An 18,492-nucleotide genomic window follows, 5' to 3' on the forward strand; every position below is an offset into this window, starting at 1 on the left:
GGCGATTCTCTGGTTCAAGAAACCGGAGAGGTCCCCATGAAAAACCGCCGCTTTGTGCTGAGCAGTGCCGCCGCCCTGGCTGGCGGCGTCATGCTGGCAGCGCGCCGCAGCCAGGCGGCTGTTGCGGTTGCAGCTCCGGCCCTGAGCGCCGATGAGCGCGCCCTGCACGCGCTCAACCGCCTGGGCTACGGCCCGCGCCCGGCTGACGCCGCCGCCATCGCCGCGCAAGGCGCCGACAAATGGCTGGAGCGCTTCCTCAGCGAGCAACTGGAACCGCGCCGCCTGCCGCAGCCTGAAGGCCTGAGCGCCCGCCTGGCCAGCCTGGAGGTGCTCCAACTCGGCCAGGCCGAGCTGCTGGGTCGCTACCGCGAGGCGGTGAAGGCCGCCCGCGAGGCCCGGCGTGAGCAGGCCCAGGGCATGAAGACCGATGCCGATGCGATCAATGCCGTGCGCGACAAGATCCGCCCCCTCGTCGGCCAGGCCGCGACGGCCCGTCTGTCGCGTGCGCTGCTGAGCCCGGCCCAGCTCGAAGAGGTGCTGACCGAGTTCTGGTTCAACCACTTCAACGTCTTTGCGGGCAAGAACGCGGTCGGCGTGCTCGTGGCCGATTACGAGCAGCGCGCCATCCGGCCCCATGTGCTCGGGCGCTTCCGCGACATGCTCGGCGCAACCGCCAAGCACCCGGCCATGCTGATCTACCTCGACAACGCCCAGAGCGTCGTCGCCGGCTATGAGCCGCCGCAGCGCGCGCGCCGCTTCCTGGCCGAGCGGCCGGAGCTGAAGGCCCGGGTGCCCAGCGGCCTCAACGAGAACTACGCCCGCGAGCTGATGGAACTGCACACGCTGGGCGTGGACGGTGGCTACGCGCAGCGTGACGTGACCGAGTTGGCGCGCATGTTGACCAGCTGGGGCCTGGACACGCGCAAGGCGCTGGTCGGCGGCACGGGCGACCTGTTCGCCTTCGAGCCGCGCAAGCATGACAACGGCAGCAAGACCTGGCTGGGCCATAGCGTCAAGGGCGCCGGCCAGGCCGAGGGCGAGCACGCGCTGGACGTGCTGGCCACCCATCCCGCCACGGCCCGCCATCTGGCCACCAAGTTCGCCCAGGCCTTTGTGGCCGACGACCCGCCGGCCAGCCTGGTGCAAAAGCTCGCCGACAACTTCAAGGCCACGGGCGGCGACCTGCGCGAGTTCGCGCGCACCTTGATCCGCGCCGATGAGTTCTGGAGCCGCGAGGCCTACCAGGCCAAGTTCAAGACGCCCTACCAATACCTGCTGTCCAGCCTGCGCGCGCTGGACCTGCAGCCGGCCGACCCGCGCAATCTGCTCGCCGCGCTGGCGCAGGCGGGCCAGCCTCTTTACGGCGCACAAACGCCCGATGGCTACAAGAACACTGCGGCCGCCTGGCGCAACCCCGAGGCGCTGACGCAGCGCGTGCAACTGGCGACGACGCTGGGCCAGCGCAGTGGCATCAGCGCCGAGAAGCTGACCAGCACCCTGGGTGCGTCGGTCAGTGAACCCACGCGCCGCACGTTGGCGACCGAGCCTGTGGGCCAGCAGGTTGCCCTGCTGCTCGCCAGCCCCGATTTCATGAAGAGGTGACCGCCATGTTGCGTCGTCAATTGCTGCACTTCGGTGCCTTCACCCTCGGCGGCCTGCCTGTGTCTCTGGTGCACGCCCAGGGGGGCACCCAGAAGAAGCTCGTCGTCGTCATGCTGCGCGGCGCGGTGGACGGCCTGTCGGTCGTCGTGCCCTATGGCGAGCGCGAGTACGCCACCAGCCGCCCGCAGATTGCGCTCGCGGCACCGGGCGCGGAGGATGGCCTCATCAAGCTTGATTCGCTGTTCGGCCTGCATCCATCCTTGAGCCCGCTGAAGCGCCACTGGGACGGCGGCCAGCTCGCCTTCGTGCATGCCAGCGGCTCGCCCGACCCGACGCGCTCGCATTTCGACGCCCAGGACTACCTCGAGTCCGGTACGCCGGGTCGCAAGTCCACGCCCGATGGCTGGATGAACCGGCTGCTGACGGCCCTGCCGGGTGAGCCGGCGCCAACGCGCGCGATCAGCCAGGGCAGCACGCCGCCGCGCATCTTTGCCGGCACGGCCAGCGTCGCCAGCCTCGGCCTGGGGCCCAATGCGATGCAGCGCCGCGCCATCGACGACCCGCAGATGCAGGCAGGCCTCGCCAAGCTCTATGCCAACGACGCCCAGCTCAGCGGCACGCTGCGCGACACCACCCAGGGCCGCGGCGAGATGAGCCGCAGCATGGCGGCGGGCGAGGGAAAGTCCATGGATCCGAGCGCCGACGCCGGTGCGCCGTCCGCGCGCAGCTTCGCCGCTGATGCGCGGCGCCTGGGTACCTTGATCCGCAAGGACGCCCACACCCAGCTTGCCTTCACGGCGGTGGGCGGCTGGGACACCCATGTCAACCAAGGCGCCGCCCGCGGCCAGCTCGCCAACCGCCTGGCCAGCCTGGGCGAGGGCCTGGATGCGCTGAGCGTGGGCCTGGGCGACACCTACAGGGACACCGTCATCGTCGTCGTCAGCGAGTTCGGCCGCACGTTGCGCCAGAACGGCAACGGCGGCACCGACCATGGCCGCGGCAACGTCATCTGGCTGCTCGGCGGCCCGGTCGCCGGCGGGCAGATGCTGGGCGAATGGCCGGGCCTGGACGCCAGCGCCCTGGCCGACGGACGTGACCTGGCCGTGCGCACTGACTTCCGCCAGGTGCTGACGCCGTTGCTGCAGCGCCATCTCGGCCTGTCGGAAACCGCACTGGCAACAGTGTTTCCCCAAGCCCCGCAAACTTGGCGTTATGCGGACAAGCTGCTGCGTGCCTGAGGCGCCGGCAGCCGCGTTCTAACGGATGGGAGAACGACATGATGCGAAGTGCTTCCTCGTTGTTCGGGCTGTGCCTGTGGGGCGCGGTGCTGGCCTACTGCTTCCTTGTCGCGGTCGGCGCCTGAAAGCCGCCCGCCCCCCACGAACGAAGTCATCCCGCCGCGGCGCGGGGCGTTGAGGCTGGCAGCATCCCGCCACCTTCAGCGTCTCGCCCCATGCGCCACACCGCTCTCGCCCTGCTGATCCTTGCCTGCAATGCTCAGGCTGCCCCCCGTTGCGACGCCGTCAGCGTCGAGTATTCCGCGCCGCGTCTGGTGCCGCTGGCGGGTCATGTGTCGGTCAAGCGCCTGGTCGCACGGCCGGAGCGCGAGCTGGACGACAGCGACCCCGAGTACAAGCCGCGCTCACCCCACGACACGGCGGCCTTCCATCGTCTGGTGACCATCGACTCGACGAAGGAGGGCGTGCCCCGCGTCAACTCCATCGAGATCTACACGCTGCAGGGCCCCAAGCGCGCCTGGCGGCTGGACTTCGCCGAGCTGGCCCAGAACGTCGAGGTGCAGTGGCTGAACGAGGATCTGCTTTTCCTGCGCGCCTGGTGGGGCCGCATCGTTTCGACCGAGCTGCTGTTCGAAGTCAGCAGCGGGCGCTTCCTGTATGCCAAGGAGGCCAACTACGGCCTGATGATCCAGCCCTGCGAAGAGCTTCAGGCGAAGTAGCTGCGTTCAGCCGACGCGCTTGGCCGCCGCAAGTTCCTTGGTGGACAGCACCCGGGGCTTCGCAACGGGGGTGCCGGTCTGCGGATCGAAGAAGGGGCTGGCGCGGTAGGTCCCGCGCAGACGGCCCATGATGATCATGGCAAGGGTCTTGGCGATGCCGCTGAACATGCCCGCCGCTTTCGGCTTGCTGTCGCCCAGGGCGCCGTCGACGCCCACACGCATCGTGACCGGTCCGAACGACGCCGCGAGCGCGGCCTTGTCCTGACCGAGGCCCGTATGGATCAGGCCGACGAAATCGGCCTTCCGGTCTGCGAGAGTGTTGCCGATCGGCGTGCGGCAGCAGCTCGCGTACCAGCGCAGCATGCCTTTGTCGGTCAGGCGGATGCAGGTCAGCCGGTCCTGGCCCTGCGTGAACACGACGTGAGAGGCCGGGACCTGCACGATGTCGCTGCCGCCCTGGCTGTCCAGCGCGTCTTGCGCGCCCAGGTATCGGGCAAAGGCCTGGCAGTCGGAGCAATAGCAGACACAGCGATTGGACGGGCGTGTGGGCTGCAGCAGGCCGCGGAGCTGGCCGCAGCGGCACTGGATGGAGTAGGTGTCGGGCATGGGACGGTTGTACCAGCGGCCCCTGCCAGTTTTGTCATCAGCCGAAGTAGCCCAGGTTCTTCACGTTGAAGTTGGCCAGGTGGGGGAAAACCGCGCCCAGGTCGGCCGCGCCGACACCGAACCAGCTGGCCAGCGTCGCGCTCATCTGGTCGACCGACGTGGTCGGCAGCCAGCGGCCCTCGTCGGACATGTCGTCCGGCCCGGCGAGAACGAGTTGGGGCATGCGGCCGTAGAGCCCGCCCTTGACGGCGCCGCCGAGCACGAACTGGTGGTTGCCCCAGGCGTGGTCGGTGCCGCCGCCCGAAGCGGGTTGCAAGGTGCGCGCGAAATCGCTGGCGGTGAAGGTGGTCACCGCGTTGGCAACGCCGAGCTGCTGCATCGCGTCGTAGAAGGCCTTCAGCGCGGGGCCGAGGTCCGAGAACAGGGCCTGCTGCTGGTTGAGCTGGTCGTTGTGGGTGTCGAAGCCGCCCATGCTGACGAAGAAGAGCTGGCGCGAGACGCCCAGACCCGAGCGGCCCTCAATCATCTTGGCCACCGTCAGCAGCTGCTGGGCGATGTTGCTGCCCAGGCCGCTGAAGAGGCCGGCAATGCTGCCGGTGCCCGACAGCGCCGTGTTCAGGACATTGCTGGCCTTGAGGGCCTGATTGAGCACGCTGGCCGCGGCGCGTTCCTCGGCGTTGGCATAGGGCTGCTGTAGCAGGCCTTGATAGAGCTGGTAGAGCGGGCTGGCGCCGGGGTTGTTGCCAAAGCCCTTGATCGCGAAGCTGGTGCCGCTGCCGACCGTCAGGCCGGCGTGGGTCGCGCCGTTCATGAAGACGTTGTTGCCGCTGACCGACAGGGCCATGGGGACGACGCCATTGGCGGCCTGCAAATCGGCGATCCGGCCGCCCCAGCCGGTGACCGACGTGGCCGCATTGCCGCTGAAGGACTGGCCGCGCTGCCACTGGTCCTGCTGGTCGTCATGGGAGAAGAGATTGCTCGGCCGCTGGGCTCCTGAACCGTTGAACTCGGCCTTGGTCATGGGTTTCACCAGCGGCCCGACATTGGCCTGCACGGCCAGGTGGCCCTGATTCCAGATGTCGGCCAGCGGCGTCAGCGCCGGGTGCAGGCCGACGCCGCCGCCGTTCAGCGGTGCGAGGGCCGATTGCGGCAGCGTCAGCCCACCGGCGCCGGCCGTGCCGCGTGCCCGGGCGTAGGCCGCGTAGCCGGCGGTGTCCATCGGCACGACCATGTTGTTGCCGTCGTTGCCGCCGTAGAGGAAGACGCAGACGAGGGCGCGGTAGTCGCTGCCCAGCAGCGGCGCAGCGAGCGAGGGCAGGGCAGAGGCACCGGCGAAGGCGGCGGCGTGGGAGAGCAGATGGCGTCGGGACAGCATTTCAGTTCTCCACCAGGTATTCGGGGGACATCGCGGCGAGGAACAGTGCAGCTTTCGCGCGATCCAGCGGCTTGGTGGCCGGCGCGATCTGCGCTGCCTTCAGAAGTGCAGCTTGCAAGGCACTGCTGGCGCGCCCGGCGAAGAGCACGCGGTTGATCTCGGCGACGAGGCTGGTCGGCGTGGTGGCCAGAGCCTGCCAGCGGGTCAGGTCGATCTTGGTGCCGGTGGCGCCGGGCACGGAAGCGTCGGCCGCCACGCCCTTGCCGTTGAGCGCCGTCTGCAGCACGCCGCTCAACTTGAAGGCGGCGCTGGCGTTGAAGACGCCAAAGGCCGGGCCGTCCAGGGCCGGGTTGTCGGGCAGGTCGTAGTCGGGCGGGAAGAAGTTGAAGACGCTGGCCGGGCTGTAGACCGTCTGGCCCAGGCTCGCGGCCTGGCTGCGCAGCCAGACGCCATCGCTGACGCCGCCCATGCTGCGCAGCAGGTGGGTCAGCTGCAGGATGGGTTCGCGCAGCTTGCCGAAGTTGGCGGGCGCCTGTGGGGAGGCGGCCTCGGCATCGGTCAGGATGGCCGTCAGCACGGCCTTCATGTCGCCGCGCTTGCTGCGCAGGCCGTTGACGAGGACCCCGCCGTTGAAGGCCGTGGCCACGCGCTGCACATAGGCCGGGCTGGGGTTGGCCGTGACGAGCTGCTGGATCAACTGGCGGCCGATGAAGGGGCCGACATTGGGGTGGTTGAAGATGTTGTCGATGGCTGCGTCGAGGTCGGCCTGCGCCGTCTGGCCACCGGGCAGCACGGTGCCGCTCAGCAGCTTCTTCGTGCCCTTGTCGTGGTGGTCGTCGAAGGCGACCATGGGCGCGTCGTAATAGCTCGGGTTGCCGAACTTGTTCTTCGTCGCGCCCGGCCGCGGCGCATACGTCCAGCCGGTGAAGGCGTGGGCGAAGCCCTCGACCGTGTCCTGGTCGTAGCTGGGGATGGGCTGGCCCTTGGCATCGAGCTGCAGGCTGCCGTCGAGGTTGAGCTGGGACAGGCCGATGGAGAACAGCTGCAGCACCTCGCGGGCGTAGTTCTCGTTGGGCTCGATACCCTTGGTCGGGCTGGGCTTGTCGTTGTTGGCCATGTTCAGGAAGCGCCCCATGGCCGGGGACAGCGTCACCTCCTTGAGCACGTCGCGGAAGTTGCCGAAGGCGTTGCGCAAAAAGATGCGCTGGTAGTCGGCCATCGCATTGGGCAGCTTGATGACATTGCCCGACACGACCAGGATCTCCGACAGCGCCAGGGCCGTGCGCTGGCGCAGTTGGTCGGGCTGGTTGACGGCGTTGGCGAAGAACTGCACCTGCACCGGGAACAGCGTGTAGTTGTCGCGTTTGCAGGTTGCCGGCGCGCCCGTGGGGCAGCCCTTGCTCGAGTCGGGGTCGACATAGGGCACGCCGCTGAAGTCGGAGTTGGCGAGGTTGAACTGACCCGTCAGCCAGGCGGCGCGGCCGCGGGCCATCACATCGGTGACGCTGGGGTCCGTCGGCCCGAAGCTGGCCTGGCCGAGGAAGCGGCGCGCCTCCGACTCCGTCATGGTCGACGGCGGCAGATCGTTAGCCAGCGCGGGCCAGCTCAGGCTGGTCAGCGCGGCCAGCAGGCAAAGTCGGGCGAGAGTCATTTCAGTCTCCGAAGCGGCGCGATTGTTGGAGCCGGCCAGTCGTGTCGTCTCGCCACCAGTTGTGCGCTTTCGTAAGCAAACGCTGCTGCCCGTTGCGGACCTTGTACGGACTGTCCGCCACCTGTCCGCGGACACATGTCACGGTTGCAAGTCGTTGATTTTTCACGAGGCGCGTGCTGGCACATCCCTTGCGGAAGACAGGGCATGAACACCCGCTTTCGCGACACTTCGGAACAGGATCGCCCCCTCGCTCAAAAGTCCCGGCGCTGGCCGCTGCTGCTGGCCGGCGGCGCGGTCGTCGTGGCCGTGCTCGTGCTGGTGAGCGGCGGCCGAATCAAGCAGATGCTGTCCGCCGACTCAGCCGTCAGCATCGCCCGGCTGTCCGTGGCCACCGTCGACGTGGCACCGCTGACGCGCGACGTCGCCGGCGAAGGCCGTGTCGTCGCCGCGCAGAGCCCGACGCTGTTCGCGCCCGGCGCCGGCACCGTCACGCTCGCCGTGCAGGCCGGTGACCCGGTCAAGCGCAACCAGGTGCTGGCCCGCGTCGACTCACCCGAGCTGACCAACCGCCTCGCGCAGGAGCGCAGCAATGTCGATGCCTTGCGCGCCGACCTGGCCCGCGCCGAGGTCGAGGCCCGCCAACAGACGGCCGCGCTGCAAAGCGCCTTCGAGAACGCCCGCATCGACCAGCAGACCGCCCAGAACGACCTGGCCCGCCAGACCCAGGCCTTCGAGGCTGGCGCCACGGCGCGCATGCAGGTCGAGCGCGCCCAGGACGCTCTGGCCAAGGCCAAGCTCGCGCACGACCAGGCCCGCGACCTGCGCGGCCTCAAGACCGACAGCCTCAAGCTCGACGTTCAGGCCAAGCAAAGTGCCCTGGCGCGCCAGCAGTTGCTGGTGGCCGACCTGGAGCGCCAGGTGAGCGAGCTGCAGGTGCGGTCACCGGTGGATGGCCAGGTCGGCCAGCTCTTCATTCCCGACCGCACCAATGTCGCCCGCGACACCAAGCTGCTGTCGGTCATCGATCTGTCGGCGCTGGAAGTGCAGATGCAGGTCGCCGAGAGCTTTGCCCGCGAGCTGCAGCCCGGCATGCCCGGCGAGATCACCGGCAACGGGCAGCGCTGGGCCGGCCAGGTCAGCTCGGTGTCGCCCGAGGTCGTCAATGGCGAGGTCAGCGCACGGCTGCGCTTTGCCGGGCAACAGCCCGAGCAGCTGCGCCAGAACCAGCGCCTGTCGGTGCGAGTGCTGCTGGACAAGCGCGACAAGGTGCTGGGCGTGGCCCGCGGCAGCTTCGTCGACGAGAGCGGCGGCAGCTTTGCCTACGTGGTGCGGGGCGGCGTGGCCGAGAAGGTCGCCGTCAAACTGGGCGCGCGTTCGCTGGAACGGGTCGAGGTGATCTCGGGCCTCTCGGCCGGGGACCGCGTCGTCATCTCCGGGTCGGACAACTTCAAGGGCGCGGAGCGCGTCCTGATTGCGGATTGAGGGTTGGTCGTGATGTTTGATCAGGTTGGTGCTGCGACGAGTGCTGCTGATCGCTGCATTGCCGGGAGTCCGTCCCGGCAGCCGGGTAACTTTCTTCTGCGGGGCCAGAAGAAAGTCACCAAAGAAGAGGCCCTGAACCGCACACCAGCACCACGTGCACGAGCTGTGCCGTGCAACAGCCACTCGGTGATTGGGCAGACGCGACCCGCTGCGCTCTCGCTGCTGTCCTTATCAGCAGCGTCACCCATCGCCGTTTCAGCCCGCCTAACGCGCGGCTGCACGCCGGGCTCACGAGAAAACCAAATGCAGCGTCGCCCGAGCGACGCGGTATTCCCTGGTGAGCTCGGCGTGCAGCCGGCGTTAACCGGCGTGAAGGGGCGGTGGATGGTGCTCGTCATAGGGACAGCAGCGAGAGCGCAGCGGGTCGCGTCTGCCCGTAATGCAGGTGAGTGTTTTCGCGCGCCGCTCTCGGCGTCGTCGCGATCGTGTGCGGTTCAGCGCCTCTTCTTTGGTGACTTTCTTCTGGCGCCGCAGAAGAAAGTTACCCCGCCGCCGGGCGGGACTCCCGGCACCTTGCCACTAAGCAAGTGCCACTTAGACCACCACGCCCACTCCAAGTGAACAGGACAACCCCCATGCTCCAAATGGAAAAACTGCAGAAGGTCTACCGCACCGAAATGGTCGAGACCTATGCCTTGCGCGACTTCAACCTGACCGTCAACGAGGGCGAGTTCGTTGCCGTGACCGGGCCTTCGGGCTCGGGCAAGACGACCTTCCTGACCATCGCTGGCCTGCTGGAAGCCTTCAGCGGCGGCAGCTACAAGCTCGATGGCATCGACGTCAGCCGCATGGGCGACGCCGAGCGCTCGCGCATCCGCAACCAGAAGATCGGCTTCATCTTTCAGGCCTTCAACCTGATCCCCGACCTGAGCGTGCTGGACAACATCGAGGTGCCACTGCGCTACCGCGGCTTCGGCGGCGCCGAGCGCAAGAAGCGCGCTGCCGATGCACTGGCCCGCGTCGGCCTGTCGGCCCGCGGCCGCCACTACCCGGCCGAGCTCTCGGGCGGCCAGCAACAGCGCGTGGCCATCGCCCGGGCCCTGGCCGGCGAGCCGCGCCTGCTGCTGGCGGACGAACCCACCGGCAACCTCGACAGCGCGATGGCGCGCAGCGTCATGGAGCTGCTGGAAGAGCTGCACCGCGACGGCGCCACCATCGTCATGGTCACTCATGACCCGCAGCTGGCCGCACGTGCGCAGCGCAATGTCCACGTCATCGACGGCCAGGTTGTCGACCTCGCGGCCGAGTTGGCCGCTTGATCTCCATGCGTCGACTGACCTTTGTCCTCGTGCTGCTGGCGGCCACCACCGCGGCCCGCGCCGACGACCTGCTGCAGGTCTGGGCGCAGGCGCGCGCGGCCGACCCGCTGCTGCGCCAGGCCGCGGCCTTCAACGGCGCGCAGGAAGCGGCCTCACGCGAAGCCCGCGCGGCGCTGCTGCCGCAGTGGAACCTGCAGAGCAGCGAGCAGCGCGAGAACGGCAGTGGCGAGCGCTCGCGCACGACGACGAGCAGCATCAGCCAGCCCCTCTTCGACCTGGCCGCGCTGCGCGAATGGGACGCCAGCCGCAGTCAGGCCTCGGCCCAGTCTGCGCGCCTTGCCGCCGCCGAGCAGGCTGCGCGCTCCCGTGTGGCCGATGCCTATTTCGGCCTGCTGTCGGCCCAGGCCCAACTGGCCACGGCGCGCGCCAATGAAGAGGCCTTCGCCCGCCAGGTCAGCGAGGCCGACACGCGCTTCAAGGCTGGCCTGTCGGCGCAGGTCGAGGCCGACCAGTCGCGCGCCTACCGCGAACTGGCGCGCAGCAACACGCTGGCCGCCGAACTCAACCTGGCCGATGCCCGCGAGGCGCTGGCCCAGTTGACCGGTGTGCCCGTCACCACTCTGCAGCCGTTGCGCCGTGCGCTGGATGCGCAAGCCTTGCCGGACGACGCCGAAGCCTGGACCGCGCGTGCGCTGCAGGCCAACCCCGAGTTGCGCGCGCTGCAGCTGGACGTGCAGGCCAGCGAGCAGCGCATCTCGGCCGCGCGCGCCGGTCATCTGCCGACCTTGAGCGTGGGCGTGGACACGACCCAGCGCCGCAATGTCGGTGGAGGTAGCGGCGTGTCGGCCTTCGATGCCAGCCGCACGCCGACGCTGGTCGGCCTGCGCCTGACCGTGCCGCTGTTTGCCGGCGGCGCCGTGGCCGCTGCGGCCGACCGCGCCGGCTTTCAGCGGGATGCCGCCCGCGAGCAGCTCGAAGCCGGCCGCCGCGTCGTGCTGCGCGAGGTGAGGGCGCAGCACCTGGCCGTGGGCCAGGGCGCGGTGCAGCTGCGCTCCGCGCAGGTCGCCGTCGAGGCCGCCGAGCGCGCGCTCGAAGCCACGCGCACCGGGCTGACTCTGGGCACGCGCAGCACCACCGATCTGCTCCTCGCCATCCAGACCCTGGCCGGCGCGCAGAACGCGCAGACCCAGGCCCGCCACCGCCATGTGCTGGCCCTGCTCGCCCTGCACCAGGCGGCCGGCTCCCTCGGTGACGCCGAACTGGCCACCGTCAACGCTCTTCTGGAGAACCGCTGATGTTTCTTCACTACCTCGAACTCGCCTGGCGCAACACGCTTGCCGCCAAGGGCCTCTCCGCGTTGATGGTGATGGCGCTCGCCCTGGGCATCGGCGCCTGCATGACGACGTTGACCGTCTATCACGTGCTCTCCGGCGACCCCATTCCCGCCAAGAGCGCTCGCCTATTCAACGTGCAGCTCGACGCGTCGGACATCGTCAGCTGGAAGGCCGGTGAAGAGCCCAACTTCGACCTGAGCCGCTATGACGCGACGGCACTGCTGCGCGACAAGAAGGCGCTGCGCCAGGCGATGTCCAGCGGCTTCAACACCGCCGTGGGCCTGCCCGATGCGCAGACCAAGCCGATCTTCTCGAGCGTGCGCATGACGTCGGCCGACTTCTTCGCGATGTTCGACGCGCCGTGGCAATACGGCGGCGGCTGGAGCGCGGCCGACGACGAAGGCGAGGCGCGTGTCGCCGTCATCTCGGCGTCGCTGAACGAGAAGCTGTTCGGCGGCGGCAACAGCCTGGGCAAGGAAGTCATCGTGCGCGGCCAGCCGCTGCGCATCGTCGGCGTGCTCAAGCCCTGGAAGGTGCAGCCCCATTTCTGGGACCTGACCCTGGGCAGCTACACCGAGACCGAGGACTTCTACCTGCCGTTCTCGACGGCGATGCTGCTGAAGATGGGCCACTGGGGCAATATGAACTGCTGGGCCAAGGGCGCCAACGGCGGCACCTCGCTGGACCTGAACGCGAGCTGCTCGTGGATCCAGTACTGGGTCGAGTTCGCCAAGCCCGAGGAGGCCGCCGCCTACCGCGACTACCTCGTCGCCTACTCCGAGGCTCAGCGCAAGGCCGGCCGCTACGAGCGACCGACGAATGTGCGCCTGCGCAACGTGATGGACTGGCTGGGCGCGCAGAAGGTGCTGCCCGCCGACGTGCGCCTGCAGACCTGGCTGGCCTTTGGTTTCCTGGCCGTCTGCGTCGTCAACATGGTGGGCCTGTTGCTGGCCAAGACGCTGCGTCGCAGCGGCGAGATCGGCGTGCGCCGCGCACTCGGTGCGACGCGCGGCGACATCTTCAAGCAGTTCGTCGTCGAGGCCGGCCTGCTCGGCCTGGCCGGCGCGCTGCTGGGCCTGCTTTTCGCCCAGGGCGGGCTGTGGCTGGTGCGCCAGAGCCCGAACGACTACGCCAAGCTGGCCGAGCTCGACGCCAGCATGCTGGCCCTGACGCTGGGCCTGGCCCTGCTGGCCAGCCTGCTCGCCGGCCTGCTGCCGGCCTGGCGTGCCGCCCTCGTCACCCCCGCCGTCCAACTGAAGGTGCAGTGATGTCTGACTCCTCCACGCTGTCCATCGTCCCGCCAGCCCGCGCCACCGGCAACCCCCTCGGGGCGTTCGGCCGGGCCCTGAGCGATCTCGCGCCCATCCTGTCGACGCTGCGCCGCCACCGCATCGCGGCCGGCCTCATCGTGCTGGAGGTGGCGCTGACCTGCGCCATCGTCACCAATGCGCTGCACCTGATCCAGACCCGCGTCGAGGCGCTGAACACCGACAGCGGCATGGCCGAGACCGAGATCGGCGTGCTGACCCTGCGCGGCAGCAAGCCCCAGCCGCCCGAGCGCACCGCCGGCATCGTGTCCGAGGACCTCACGCGGCTGCGTGCGCTGCCAGGCATCAAGGCGGCCACGGTGCCCAACCAGATCGTCTACGGCAACAACAGCAACAACAGCGGCGTCTCGCTTGAGCCCGACAACAAGGGCCTGCGCATCAGCGCGGCGCAATACGCGGCCGATGAACAGATGATCCCGACCTTCGGGCTCAAGCTGCTGGAGGGCCGCAACTTCACGGCCGACGAGGTGCTCGACAACTTCCAGACCTTCAGCGTCTCCGATCCCAAGATCCCGCAGCTCATCATCAACAAGGTGATGGCCGACAAGCTCTTCCCCGGCCAGTCAGCGTTGGGCAAGCAGGTCTATATCTTCGGCCGCTCGCCGTCGACCATCATCGGCGTCGTCCAGACGCTGACGCACACGCAGCTGCACCGCGCCCGTGGCGACGGTGATGGTGCCGCCATGATCCTGCCGCTGCGCGGCGGCGGCTCGTACGTGATCCGCGCCGAGCCGGGCCAGCTGGACTCGCGCATCAAGGCCGCGGCCGCGGTGCTCGAAGAAGGCGACCAGGGCCGTGTCGTCACCCAGAGCCAGCGCCTGACCGAGATGCGTTCGTCCTTCTACGCCCAGGACCGCGCCATGGCCTGGCTGATGGGCGGTGTCTGCGTGTCGCTGCTGCTGGTGACGGCCATGGGCATCGTCGGCCTGGCGAGCTTCTGGGTGCAGCAGCGCACCCGCATGATCGGCACGCGCCGCGCTCTGGGCGCCACCCAGGGCCAGATCCTGCGCTACTTCCAGCTCGAGAACCTGCTGCTGACGACGACCGGCATCCTCATCGGCATGGCCGGTGCCTGGGCCCTGAGCCAGCTGCTGATGCAGAGCTACGAACTGCCGCGCCTGCCCTGGGGCTATCTGCCCGCTGGCGCACTGGCGCTGTGGGCCCTGGGCCAGCTGGCCGTGTGGGTGCCAGCCCGGCGCGCGGCGCGCCTGGCACCGGTGGCCGCCCTGAGGAGTTGAAGCCCGGGTTCAGGCCGCCTGCAGGCTGCGCAGTTCGGCCGCCCAGTCGGCCCAATGCTTGCGGACGGCGGCCCGCTGCTCGGCATCCAGGCTGTTGAGCAGCTTCAGCAGGCTGGCGACGATCTGCTCGCGATAGGGCTGCTCGGTGGGCTGGGTCTGTGAGTCCTGCATCAGCAGGGCGGTGCCCGCGGCCAGGTCCTGGTGCGCCCAGGCGCGCAGGGCCTGCACCAGCCGCACCTGGCGTGCGGCACGGGCCTGGGCCATGACGGGCAGGTCGAAATGCCAGCCGCGAGCGTCGGCTGCGGCCTGCTTGCGGGTCGAGCGGTCCAGGTCGCCCAGCCAGCGTTCGAGGTTGCTGGTGTAGCGCTTGGCGCGCTCGTCGGGCCCGCGCTTGCCCGATTGCTTCTCCCGCCACTCGGTCGTCTTCTCGGCCATCTTCTTTTCCAGGTGTTGCCACTGCTCGGGCCGCAGGCTGGCCAGCACCGGCGCGGCCAGCGGCGCGGCGTGCTGCAGGCAACGCTCAACGCTGGCGCGCGCGCCGCGCTCCAGGGCCAGCAGTTCGTCCTGGGTGACGCCGTCGTCCAGCGCCGCATGGGCCTGGCCCACCAGCGCAATCCATTGCGGCAGCTCCTCGCGGCGGTGCCAGGCCTGCCAGGCCTGCAGCTGCGTCTTGAGCTGGCCGCGCTGCGGGCTGTCCAGGTCGAGATAGTTGTCCGCCCAAAGCCCGGCCAGCAGTGGCAGCTGCCCATAGGCCAGCGTCAGGCTGGAGCAGCCGATCAGGCCCAGCAGGGCCGTCAGCGCGAAGAGGGTGGCAAAACGCTTCAGCAGTTGCATGGGGCCATCGTGACAAGGCAGGGCGGCGTTGTCACGCCTGGGGTCTTGCAGGTCAATTCATGCGCCGATAGGGCACGACGCCGCCCTGGCCAACCCGCACCAGGGCCAGGGCTTGCTGCACCTCCGGCAACCCACGTGCCCGGGCCTCCAGTTCAGTCGCCTGCTCGGCACGCCCGACGCAGCCCTCGAGGTAAACGACCCGGCCCTGCACGGTCAGCCACAGGCTGCTCGGATGCAGGGCGGCCGTGCCGTTCAGCTTGGCACGCAAGGCCCCGGCAATGGTCGCGTCATAGCGGAAGGCATTGGGTTCGCTGCATTCGCCCTTGAGCCAGCAGGTGGTGCCGCGCTCGGCGCGATGGTGAGCTTGCACGCGGGCCTCGGCGGCCGTGATGCGCGGGCCGCGGGGCTCCGGGCAATCGGCGATATCGGCCGACACGGCCTCGAAGGGGTCGTTGAAGCGGTTCAACACCAGCTCATCGCTGCCACCGGCGAGCAGCAGTGCGATGAGCAGGGCGGGCGGCGGCGTCATGAAGGCATTCTGGTGGGGCCGGGTATCGTGTGGTCCCGCGCAAACCCTCGCCTCAGTCGCCCCCCGTGTCCCACCAGGATCTGCCGCACACCCTCAAGCTGATGACGATCTGGCTGTTGATCGGCTTGGGCATTTTCCTGGGTTTCAAGCTGTGGGAGCACGAGCGCGAGGCCAGCCGCTTCCAGCTTGCCGGCGAGGTCATCGTGCTGACGCGCGGGGGCGACGGCCACTTCCACTGGCCCGGCCGGGTCGACGGCATCGAGGTGGATTTCCTCGTCGACACCGGCGCCACCACGACGGCCCTGCCGCAAGTGTTGGCGGAGCGCGCCGGCCTCAAGCCGCTGGGCGCCGTGCGCGCCCATACCGCGGCCGGCGCCACGCGCGGCTTTCTTGCGCGGGCCGACGTTGCGCTGGAAGGCGGCGTGCGCGCCGACAAGTTGATGGTGACTGTGCTGCCCGACCTGGGCGCGCCGCTGCTTGGCATGGACGTGCTCGGTCGCCTGCACTTCAGCCAGAAACCTGGTGAACTCCGTATCGAACCCCGCCCATGATCCGCGCCCTCCTTTTGGCCTTTCTCGTCGGCAGTGCCCATGCCGCCTGCCCGCCGGCGCCGGCCCTGCCGACTGCCGAGCAGGCCGCCACCTGGGCCGCCAAGGCGCCGGACCGTGGCCTGCTGTGGCGCGTCAGCCGTGGCGGCCACAGCAGCTATCTGTTCGGCAGCCTGCATGTCGGCAAGGCCGACTGGGCCTATGCAGGGCCGGCCCTGCGCGCGGCCTGGGCGCAGACCGAGGTGCTGGCCGTGGAGCTCGATCCCGCCGACGTCGGTGCCGTGCTGGCCGCCATGCCCAAAGCCGCACCCCTGCCGCCGGCTCTGGCCCAGCGCCTGGACACCCAGGCCCGCGCCGCCTGCCTGTCGCCTGGTGCCCTGAGCGCGCTGCCGGTCATGTTGCAGCTCAGCATGCTGTCGCTGATGGAGGCGCGCCGCGATGGCTTTGATGCCGGTTTTGGCCAGGACGTCATGCTGCTGGCGCGCGCCAGGAGCGAGGGCCGGCCGGTGCAGTCGCTGGAGAGCGTCGAGGAGCAGCTGCAGGCGCTGGAGCCTGCGGCGGCCGAGCTGCCCGCCATCGTCGACGGCACCCTGCGCCAGTTGCGCGGCGGCCAGATGCGCGAGCCGCTGCGCCGGCTCAGCAGCGCCTGGTCGCGCGGTGACCTGGGGACGTTGGCGAACTATCCGCGCTGGTGCGCCTGCGCCGACAGCCCGGCCGAACGCGCTTGGTTCAGGCGAGTCAACGACGATCGCAACGGCCCGCTGGCCGAGCGCATCGCGGCCTTGCATGGCGCCGGCCAGCGCCTGCTGGTGGCCGTGGGCGCGCTGCACATGAGCGGCCCGCGGGCCCTGCCCAAGCTGCTGGCCGAGCAGGGTTTTATTGTCGAAGCCCTGCTGCCCAGCAAGTAGGATGGAAGTGCCCTTACAGGAGACAAGACATGAGCGACAACAGCTTCACCAAGTTCGTGCCCGGTTTCGAGTTCCTGCAGGGCCTCGTCAAGAACGCGGGCTCGGCCCTGCCCGGCATCGGCCAATGGGTGGCGCCGACGCTCAACCCGGAGGAGCTCTCCAAGCGCATCGAGGAGCTGCGCACGGTGCAGTTCTGGCTGGAGCAGAACGCCCGCATGCTGGCCGCCACCATCCAGGCGCTGGAGGTGCAGCGCATGACGCTGTCGACGCTGAAGTCGATGAACGTGCCGCTGGCCGACTTGCGCGACAGCCTCAAGCTGCCCACCGGTGGCGACGGCACCTCCTGGCCCGGCATCCCACCCGAAATCCTGGCCGCCGCGGCGCCGGTGGCCCAGGCTGCGGCTCAGACGGTGACCAAGACGGCCAATACCGCTAGCAAGGTCGCCGCCAAGACCGTGAAGACGGCCGGCGATGCGGCCAAGGCCGTGGCCGACAACCCGGCCGCCGTCGTCGACCCGACGCAGTGGTGGACGGCGCTGAGCCAGCAGTTCACGCAGCTGGCCACCTCGGCCATGAAGGACACCGCGACCGATGCGGCCAAGAACCTCGCCGGCAACCTCGTCAAGCAGAGCTTCGACGCCGCCAGCGAAACGCTGAAGCGCGCGGCCAGCGTGCCCGGGGCGGTGGTGGGTGGCGTCGCCAAGGGCCTGGCGTCCGGCGCCGCGCCCAAGCCGGCCGCGAAGACCGCCGCCGCGAAGGCGGCCAAGCCACGCAGCAGCGCGCGCCGCAAGCCTTGAGGCGAAGGCGAACCGGCGCGACGGGAGGGTGATGAGGCGCCGGCCGCTGCTGGTCATGTTCGCGGCTGCCTGCGCCACCGAGGCGCCCGCGCGGCCCGCACCGCTGGTCTATCCCCAGCACGAACCCGGCCGCGTGCCGCAGTGGCACTACATGCAGGCCGTCATCAAGCTCGCCATCACGCGCAGCGGTGCCGACTATGAGTTGATGGAGTCGCCCGTGCCGATGACGCAAGCGCGCGTCGTGCGCGAACTGGCCGACCGCAGCGGGCGGATCGATCTGTGCTGGACCATGACCAGCATCGAGCGCGAGGCCCGGCTGCTGCCGGTGCGCGTTCCCATGGACCGCGGCCTCATCGGTTGCCGCGTTGCCTTCGTCCGCCCCGAGGACGTGGATCGCTGGCGCGACCTGCACGACCTCAACGAACTCTCCCGCTACGTCGCCGGCCAGGGCCAGGACTGGCCCGACACCGCCATCCTGCGTGCCAACGGCCTGCCGGTGCAGGGCATCAGCCGCTACGAGGCGCTGTTCGACATGCTGCGCATGCGCCGCATCGACTACTTCCCGCGCGCCGTCTTCGAGATCGACGACGAGGCGACCACGCCGGCGGCCCATGACCTCGTCATCGAGCCGCATGTGCTGCTGCGCTATCCGGCGGCTTCCTACCTCTTCGTGCGCCCGGATCGGCCACGACTGGCGGCCGAGTTGCAGCGCGGCATGGAGGCCGCGGCCAGCGACGGCAGCCTCGCGCGCCTCTTCCAGCAGTATTTCGGCGACCTGCTGCGCCGCCACCACCTGGCCCGCCGGCGCCAGCTGTTGCTGAAGAATCCGTTGCTGCCGCCCGAGACGCCCTTGCACAAGCCGGCCTACTGGCTCGTCATCGAAGGCTGAGATGAACTGCCCCTCGCCCAACCTCGCGTCGCTGAACGCGAGCGAGTCTGGTCGGTCTTGCAGACCGCGCCGCGTCTTGCGCCGCAGCTCTTCGG

General features: G+C 69.5%; 17 protein-coding genes. 12 read left to right on the forward strand and 5 right to left on the reverse strand.

Features of this window, described 5'->3' with window-relative positions:
* Positions 1-36 precede the first annotated feature (36 nt).
* The 3 genes from ACXJLH_RS24400 (at position 37) to ACXJLH_RS24410 (ending at position 3,559) form a co-directional block, all read left to right on the forward strand.
* On the forward strand, positions 37-1,602 hold the full coding sequence (locus tag ACXJLH_RS24400; RefSeq protein WP_457446841.1) for a DUF1800 domain-containing protein: 1,566 nt from the start codon (positions 37-39) through the stop codon (positions 1,600-1,602).
* 5 nt (positions 1,603-1,607) lie between these two features.
* Positions 1,608-2,840: a DUF1501 domain-containing protein gene (locus ACXJLH_RS24405; RefSeq protein WP_457446842.1), complete on the forward strand. Its 1,233-nt coding sequence runs from the start codon at positions 1,608-1,610 to the stop codon at positions 2,838-2,840.
* A gap of 215 nt (positions 2,841-3,055) precedes the next feature.
* Positions 3,056-3,559 (forward strand): hypothetical protein, encoded by a 504-nt coding sequence (locus tag ACXJLH_RS24410; protein WP_457446844.1) that lies wholly within the window; start codon positions 3,056-3,058, stop codon positions 3,557-3,559.
* A 6-nt stretch (positions 3,560-3,565) separates the two neighbouring features.
* Here the strand turns inward: ACXJLH_RS24410 and ACXJLH_RS24415 are convergent, their stop codons facing one another.
* Genes ACXJLH_RS24415 through ACXJLH_RS24425 form a run of 3 tightly spaced genes read right to left on the reverse strand, consistent with a single transcriptional unit; the run spans position 3,566 to position 7,191 of the window.
* Positions 3,566-4,165, reverse strand: a complete 600-nt coding sequence (locus ACXJLH_RS24415; protein WP_457446846.1) for a DUF6151 family protein — start codon at positions 4,163-4,165, stop codon at positions 3,566-3,568.
* Between the two features lie 37 nt (positions 4,166-4,202).
* Positions 4,203-5,540, reverse strand: a complete 1,338-nt coding sequence (locus tag ACXJLH_RS24420; protein ID WP_457446848.1) for a DUF1501 domain-containing protein — start codon at positions 5,538-5,540, stop codon at positions 4,203-4,205.
* A gap of 1 nt (position 5,541) precedes the next feature.
* On the reverse strand, positions 5,542-7,191 hold the full coding sequence (locus ACXJLH_RS24425) for a DUF1800 domain-containing protein (protein WP_457446850.1): 1,650 nt from the start codon (positions 7,189-7,191) through the stop codon (positions 5,542-5,544).
* 204 nt (positions 7,192-7,395) lie between these two features.
* Between ACXJLH_RS24425 and ACXJLH_RS24430 the strand changes: the two genes are divergently transcribed.
* From ACXJLH_RS24430 to ACXJLH_RS24450, 5 genes are all read left to right on the forward strand, one after another.
* Positions 7,396-8,673, forward strand: a complete 1,278-nt coding sequence (locus tag ACXJLH_RS24430) for an efflux RND transporter periplasmic adaptor subunit (RefSeq protein ID WP_457350454.1) — start codon at positions 7,396-7,398, stop codon at positions 8,671-8,673.
* A gap of 635 nt (positions 8,674-9,308) precedes the next feature.
* The gene (locus tag ACXJLH_RS24435; RefSeq protein WP_056205385.1) at positions 9,309-9,992 is read left to right on the forward strand and encodes an ABC transporter ATP-binding protein; all 684 of its coding nucleotides are present in this window, start codon (positions 9,309-9,311) and stop codon (positions 9,990-9,992) included.
* A 5-nt stretch (positions 9,993-9,997) separates the two neighbouring features.
* A complete protein-coding gene (locus ACXJLH_RS24440) occupies positions 9,998-11,287 on the forward strand; it encodes a TolC family outer membrane protein (protein WP_457446852.1) in 1,290 nt (429 codons plus the stop codon).
* Positions 11,287-12,594 carry an ABC transporter permease gene (locus ACXJLH_RS24445; RefSeq protein ID WP_056205381.1) on the forward strand — a complete coding sequence of 436 codons (1,308 nt, stop codon included), beginning with the start codon at positions 11,287-11,289 and terminating at the stop codon, positions 12,592-12,594. Before ACXJLH_RS24440 ends, ACXJLH_RS24445 begins: the two co-directional genes overlap by 1 nt.
* The gene (locus tag ACXJLH_RS24450) at positions 12,594-13,892 is read left to right on the forward strand and encodes an ABC transporter permease (protein ID WP_457446854.1); all 1,299 of its coding nucleotides are present in this window, start codon (positions 12,594-12,596) and stop codon (positions 13,890-13,892) included. Before ACXJLH_RS24445 ends, ACXJLH_RS24450 begins: the two co-directional genes overlap by 1 nt.
* A gap of 9 nt (positions 13,893-13,901) precedes the next feature.
* Here ACXJLH_RS24450 and ACXJLH_RS24455 read toward each other — a convergent pair whose 3' ends face one another.
* Together ACXJLH_RS24455 and ACXJLH_RS24460 are read right to left on the reverse strand one after the other, a co-directional pair.
* Complete coding sequence (locus tag ACXJLH_RS24455) at positions 13,902-14,726, reverse strand: DUF6279 family lipoprotein (protein ID WP_457446856.1); 825 nt, start codon at positions 14,724-14,726, stop codon at positions 13,902-13,904.
* Between the two features lie 52 nt (positions 14,727-14,778).
* On the reverse strand, positions 14,779-15,255 hold the full coding sequence (locus ACXJLH_RS24460) for a BON domain-containing protein (RefSeq protein WP_457446858.1): 477 nt from the start codon (positions 15,253-15,255) through the stop codon (positions 14,779-14,781).
* A gap of 65 nt (positions 15,256-15,320) precedes the next feature.
* Between ACXJLH_RS24460 and ACXJLH_RS24465 the strand changes: the two genes are divergently transcribed.
* Genes ACXJLH_RS24465 through ACXJLH_RS24480 form a run of 4 tightly spaced genes read left to right on the forward strand, consistent with a single transcriptional unit; the run spans position 15,321 to position 18,397 of the window.
* A complete protein-coding gene (locus tag ACXJLH_RS24465; RefSeq protein WP_157282209.1) occupies positions 15,321-15,806 on the forward strand; it encodes a retropepsin-like aspartic protease family protein in 486 nt (161 codons plus the stop codon).
* On the forward strand, positions 15,803-16,711 hold the full coding sequence (locus ACXJLH_RS24470; RefSeq protein ID WP_457446860.1) for a TraB/GumN family protein: 909 nt from the start codon (positions 15,803-15,805) through the stop codon (positions 16,709-16,711). The genes ACXJLH_RS24465 and ACXJLH_RS24470 overlap by 4 nt, the downstream gene beginning before the upstream one ends.
* 29 nt (positions 16,712-16,740) lie before the next feature.
* Positions 16,741-17,508 (forward strand): PhaM family polyhydroxyalkanoate granule multifunctional regulatory protein, encoded by a 768-nt coding sequence (locus ACXJLH_RS24475; RefSeq protein ID WP_056205372.1) that lies wholly within the window; start codon positions 16,741-16,743, stop codon positions 17,506-17,508.
* 31 nt (positions 17,509-17,539) lie between these two features.
* Entirely contained in the window at positions 17,540-18,397 is an 858-nt protein-coding gene (locus ACXJLH_RS24480) for a substrate-binding periplasmic protein (RefSeq protein ID WP_457446861.1), read from the forward strand.
* Positions 18,398-18,492 lie beyond the last annotated feature (95 nt).

The organism is Roseateles sp. P5_E4 (genome assembly GCF_054049255.1).

Excerpts from the sequence above, each read along its gene's own strand:
- ACXJLH_RS24400 (WP_457446841.1), top strand. The coding sequence starts at position 37 with ATGAAAAACCGCCGCTTTGTGCTGAGCAGTGCCGCCGCCCTGGCTGGC.
- ACXJLH_RS24405 (WP_457446842.1), top strand. The coding sequence starts at position 1,608 with ATGTTGCGTCGTCAATTGCTGCACTTCGGTGCCTTCACCCTCGGCGGC.
- ACXJLH_RS24410 (WP_457446844.1), top strand. The coding sequence starts at position 3,056 with ATGCGCCACACCGCTCTCGCCCTGCTGATCCTTGCCTGCAATGCTCAG.
- ACXJLH_RS24415 (WP_457446846.1), bottom strand. The coding sequence starts at position 4,165 with ATGCCCGACACCTACTCCATCCAGTGCCGCTGCGGCCAGCTCCGCGGC.
- ACXJLH_RS24420 (WP_457446848.1), bottom strand. The coding sequence starts at position 5,540 with ATGCTGTCCCGACGCCATCTGCTCTCCCACGCCGCCGCCTTCGCCGGT.
- ACXJLH_RS24425 (WP_457446850.1), bottom strand. The coding sequence starts at position 7,191 with ATGACTCTCGCCCGACTTTGCCTGCTGGCCGCGCTGACCAGCCTGAGC.
- ACXJLH_RS24430 (WP_457350454.1), top strand. The coding sequence starts at position 7,396 with ATGAACACCCGCTTTCGCGACACTTCGGAACAGGATCGCCCCCTCGCT.
- ACXJLH_RS24435 (WP_056205385.1), top strand. The coding sequence starts at position 9,309 with ATGCTCCAAATGGAAAAACTGCAGAAGGTCTACCGCACCGAAATGGTC.
- ACXJLH_RS24440 (WP_457446852.1), top strand. The coding sequence starts at position 9,998 with ATGCGTCGACTGACCTTTGTCCTCGTGCTGCTGGCGGCCACCACCGCG.
- ACXJLH_RS24445 (WP_056205381.1), top strand. The coding sequence starts at position 11,287 with ATGTTTCTTCACTACCTCGAACTCGCCTGGCGCAACACGCTTGCCGCC.
- ACXJLH_RS24450 (WP_457446854.1), top strand. The coding sequence starts at position 12,594 with ATGTCTGACTCCTCCACGCTGTCCATCGTCCCGCCAGCCCGCGCCACC.
- ACXJLH_RS24455 (WP_457446856.1), bottom strand. The coding sequence starts at position 14,726 with ATGCAACTGCTGAAGCGTTTTGCCACCCTCTTCGCGCTGACGGCCCTG.
- ACXJLH_RS24460 (WP_457446858.1), bottom strand. The coding sequence starts at position 15,255 with ATGACGCCGCCGCCCGCCCTGCTCATCGCACTGCTGCTCGCCGGTGGC.
- ACXJLH_RS24470 (WP_457446860.1), top strand. The coding sequence starts at position 15,803 with ATGATCCGCGCCCTCCTTTTGGCCTTTCTCGTCGGCAGTGCCCATGCC.
- ACXJLH_RS24475 (WP_056205372.1), top strand. The coding sequence starts at position 16,741 with ATGAGCGACAACAGCTTCACCAAGTTCGTGCCCGGTTTCGAGTTCCTG.
- ACXJLH_RS24480 (WP_457446861.1), top strand. The coding sequence starts at position 17,540 with ATGAGGCGCCGGCCGCTGCTGGTCATGTTCGCGGCTGCCTGCGCCACC.